This window comes from Mesorhizobium sp. M2A.F.Ca.ET.039.01.1.1 (assembly GCF_003998035.1).
GTDB lineage: Bacteria > Pseudomonadota > Alphaproteobacteria > Rhizobiales > Rhizobiaceae > Mesorhizobium.
This window is the reverse complement of sequence record NZ_RZRY01000536.1, coordinates 1-4,425: the sequence shown is the minus strand read 5'-3', so window position 1 is coordinate 4,425 and position 4,425 is coordinate 1. Positions and strand designations below refer to the sequence as shown.

Here is a 4,425-nt window from a genome sequence, read left to right as displayed (position 1 = left end):
GCGCAGCTTAACCCCGCGACCGACATTGAGGTCGATCGTCACCTTGCCGGAGCCTGGCTTGTCGCCCTTCTGTATCGTCACATAGGTGCGATCGTTGAGGTACTTGCCGGCCGAAACCGCGGTGCCGCCCTTCTCATCCGTCGTCACGTCGAGATCATCGACGCCGATGGCGCTTTGCAGGTTCTCGAGCAACGAGGTCGAACCGCCGATGCCGGCCAGTTGCGCGGCGGCGCTCGCAAGTTGCGCGATCTGCAGCGGCGACAGCTTGGACATGGATTGACCGAAGATGAGTTGTGCCAGGATCTCGTCCTGGGGCAGCGCCGGCACGGAGGAGAACGTGAACTTCGGATTGGTCGCCTCGCCTGAGACGACGACCGTGACTGTGGCGGTGCTCGTCGTGGTGGTCGCCGTCAAGTTGAGATAGGGCACCAGCGACCCCTGGAACCCGATCGTGCCATCGGTGAAGGTCAGTCGCTTGGAAAGGATGATCAGCCGTCCACGCTGCAGGGTGAAGGTGCCGATCGCCCTGGGCGCCGAAGCCGGGCCTGTCAGCTTCAGCGAGCCGCCGAGTTCGGCATCGACGCCCCTGCCCTGGATGAAGATCTGGTTCGGCGCGTTGACAGTCACGTCAAGCGTCAGGCCGCTGCCGCTGTTGCTGCTGCCGCCGGACGTCGCCGGGCGCAGTGCCTTGTCCTGCGCCCGCACGGACGCCGGAGCGTTCTTGTGCTTCACATCCAGCGCCGAGAGCGACCCCGGCAGCTTTTCCGGGACGGTGATGACCGTCCTCGCCAGGTTGATCGTGCCAGCCACCACCGGCGCCGAGACGAGCGGCCCCTTGACGGTCAGGTCGCCGCCGAGATTGGCGGTCACCACCCGGCCGTCAGTGTAGCGGCCGTCGGTGAGCTTGATCGACAGGTCGGCCGGGAAGCCCTGCGCCGGATTGATGCCCACGGTGCCGCTCGCCGACAGGCTGCCGCGCGTCGACAGTGTGCCGGTCAGGCGGTTGATCCTGGCCACCCCGCCGCCGATCGAGACTTCGGCGGCGATGTCGTTCACCGCCAGGCCGGAGCGCGCATCGATGAGGCGCGCGCCGGATGTCGTGACTTTGCCGCTGATAACCGGCGCGGATGCAGGACCACGCACTTGCACATCGACATTGGCGATGCCGTTGAGCGCCAGCCCTTGCGCGGCGAGCTTTGCGGCCAGGAAGGAGAACGGCACCTTGCCGTTGAAATCGAGCGCCAAGGTTGGCGTGCCCGCCGTCGTCACCGAGCCGCCGCCCTTGAGGCCGAGGCCGGCGCCGTCGCTGATGTTGGCGTCGAAGGCGAGCTTGTTGCCGGCAAAAGTGCCGGATGACGACACATTCATGCCGCCAAGGCCGGCGCCACGCGTCTGCGAGGTCTGCACGCCGGCGGCATCGATCTTGAAGGCGACCGAGGGGGTCGAAGGCTGGCCGGTCACCTTGACCGTGCCCGAGATCGAGCCGGCCGCGTCGAGACCCGGCGAGAAACTGTTGGCGAGCGAAATCGGCACCCGGGCGAGGTTGGCGTTGATGTCGAGCGCCTGCGCGACCTTGCCCGTCACCGTTGCCGTGCCGCCGCCGAGGTTGAGCACCAGCCGGTCGAGCGTGGTCACGCCATTGGCGACGGTCACCGTCGAGGCCTGCGCGATCGCGGCCTTGATGCCCTGCACGGTCGCCTGGCCGGAGGCGAGCTCGATGGTCGTGGTTCCGTTCGCCACTTTCACGCGCCCGGCGGCTTTGGCCGGGATGTTCTTGACGGTGGCCCCGCCGGAAAAACCGGTCCAGTCGCCGTCGCGCTTGAGATCGACATCGATGCCGGTGATGGCGGTGCCGCCGGAAGTCACGCTCTCCGCCCGCACCGTGCCGGCGATCACCGGTGCTGCCAGATAGTTCGCGATCTGCGCGTCGATGGCGACATTCCTGGCCGAGAGATCGCCGCGCTTGATCTCCGAGGTGTTCGCTTTGACCGCGACATTCGGCCCGTTGGCCGCCTTGGTAAAGGCGATCGTGCCGCGCACATTGCCTTCGGCCTTTTCCAGGGCCAGCGCAGCGAGCGGTCCGATATCTGGCAGGTCGAGCGAAACGGTGCCCACCGGCACGAAAGCATCGTCGAGCACGAGATCGCCGGAAAACTTGTTCGGTCCGAGGGACAGCAAAAGCCCGTTGATCGCGCGGCTGCCATTGGTGGTGGCGAGCGCGGCGCTGCCTTGCAAATTCTGCCCGGCGACATTGCCAGTGAGCTGCACATTGGCTGCCGGATTGGCGGCATCGGCTTTGCCGGTGGCCGTCAGCTTCAGTCCGGTGATCTCGCGCGCCGCCACGAGGAGCCGGTCGCTGTCCACCGTCATCGACAGGTCGGGCGCGGCGACCGGGCCTTGCGCGTTGAGGGCGAAAGCGATGGCGCCCTTGGCGTCCTTCGAGAGCCCCGAAACATCGCTCAACGCGCCTCTGATCCCGGCGGCCAGCTTGCCGTCGGCAAGGCTCGCCTGGCCATCGGCGCTAAGCGCGCCTGAATTGAGCTTGAGGCCGTCGATATTGACATTGCCATCGGCATCGCGCTTCAGCGCGGCGCTCAACTGCGCCGTCTCGCCCAGCATGCCGCGCACCGCTGCCGGCAAGGCCGAAGACGCGACCTCGGCCTTCATATTAAAGTCGACGGCGCCGTCGCCCAGCGATACCCGGCCGGCAACCTGGCTGTTGAGCGCATCGCTGGTCAGCGAGCCGCTGTCGACGGCGACCGAATCTGGAGCCAGCCGGCCATTGACCTTGGCGACCACCTTGCCGGCGATCAGCGGTGCGATCAACGGATTGTCGAGGCCGATCCTGTCCAGCGAGACCGTGCCGGAGACCGGGCCTGCCCGTCCCTTGAGGTCGAAGGCATCCGAATGCAGCGCCAGGGTGAGACCATCCACCTTCCCCTGGCTGGCGACGATGGACGGCAGGATGGCGGACACATCGAGCCGCGCTTGCGTGCTTTCGCCCGCCATCTTTGCCGACAAGGACTGGACTTCGATCTTGACCGGGCTGTCTGCGCGGCCGAGCGTCAACGGCAGGCTAGGCCCCGATGATAAAAGGTCGAGGGAGAAGTCGCTGGCGCCGTTGGGATTGAGGGTGCCGGCGGCCTTGCCTGAAATCTTGTCGCCCGAAAGCGTGGCGTGGTCCAGGGCGACGCCGCCCGCCAGCGTGTAGCTGCCAGCAGCATTGAGATCCAGCGGCCCGAGCCCCGCCTGCCGGGTCTGGCTGGTCTCGGCGCCCGCCACCTTGGCGTTGAACTGAACGTCGGGGTTGGACGATGGACCCGTGACGTGCGCGGTGCCCTCAAGCGTTCCGGCCCCGTCGAGGCCGGGCACGAAATCATTGCCGAGCGCCACCGGCAGGTTGGCGAGATTGGCCGTCAGGTCCAGGGTCTCACCGGCGCTGCCGGAAACCGTCGCCGAGCCGCCGCCGAGGTTGAGCGCGAGCTTCTCGATTGTCGTCACGCCATTGGCGATGGAAAGGCGGGATGGCTCGGCGATGGCCGCCTTGATGCCGCGCACCGTCGCCTCGCCGGACGTGATTTCCACGCTTGTCGTGCCGTCGGCGATCTTTACCCGCCCGGTGGCGGTGGCCGGAATGCCGGACGCCGTGGCGCCGCCGGTAAAGTTGGTCCAGTCGCCATCGCGCTTCAAATCGATGCCGATGCCGCTGATGACCGTGCCGCCGGAGGTCACATTGTCGGCCTTGATCGTGCCCGAGATCGCCGGCCCCTTGAGATAGTTTGCGATCAGCGCGTTGACGGTGATGGCTTTCGCCGCCAGGTCGCCCCGCGCGATCGAGGTGCTGGCCGCATTGATAGTGACGGTCGGCGCCTCGCCCTCCTTGGCAAAGACGATCGTGCCGTTGATGTCGCCTGTGGCGGTCTGGTTTGCCAGCGCGGCGAGCGGCCCGATATCGGGCACGGCAAGCGTCAGCGTGCCGAGCGGCAGGAACTTGTCGTCGAGCGCGAGATCACCCGACACCTTGTTGTCGCCGAGCGCCAGGCTGAGCCCTTTGATCGAACGCTTGCCGTCGGCGGTCACCAGCGAAGCCTCGATGTCGAGCGCCTGCCCCTCGGCATTGCCGGTCAGCGAGATATCGGCGGTCGGATTGGCGACATCGGCCTTGCCCTTGGCCGAGAGCTTGATGTCCTTCACGGTGCGGCCCGCCGCCGTCAGGCTGGTGCTGTCTGCCGACACGGTGAAATCCGGCGCCAGACGCGGACCGCTTGCGCTCAGAGCGAAGTTGACCCCGCCCGCAAGCGGTGTGCCGGCAAGCGACGACAGCGGCGAGACGTCGCCCAACGTGCCCTTGACGCTGGCCTGGAGGTCCGATCCCTGCATGCTGCCGGTGCCGCTGGCGCTGAGCGAGCCGGAGCTGATCTCCAG

Annotated in this window: 1 protein-coding gene; it reads right to left on the bottom strand. The window is 67.1% G+C overall.

What is annotated here, in order from left to right:
• The coding region (locus tag EOA24_RS28645) for a translocation/assembly module TamB domain-containing protein (protein ID WP_127410322.1) at window positions 1–4,425 on the bottom strand (4,425 nt) is incomplete at both ends.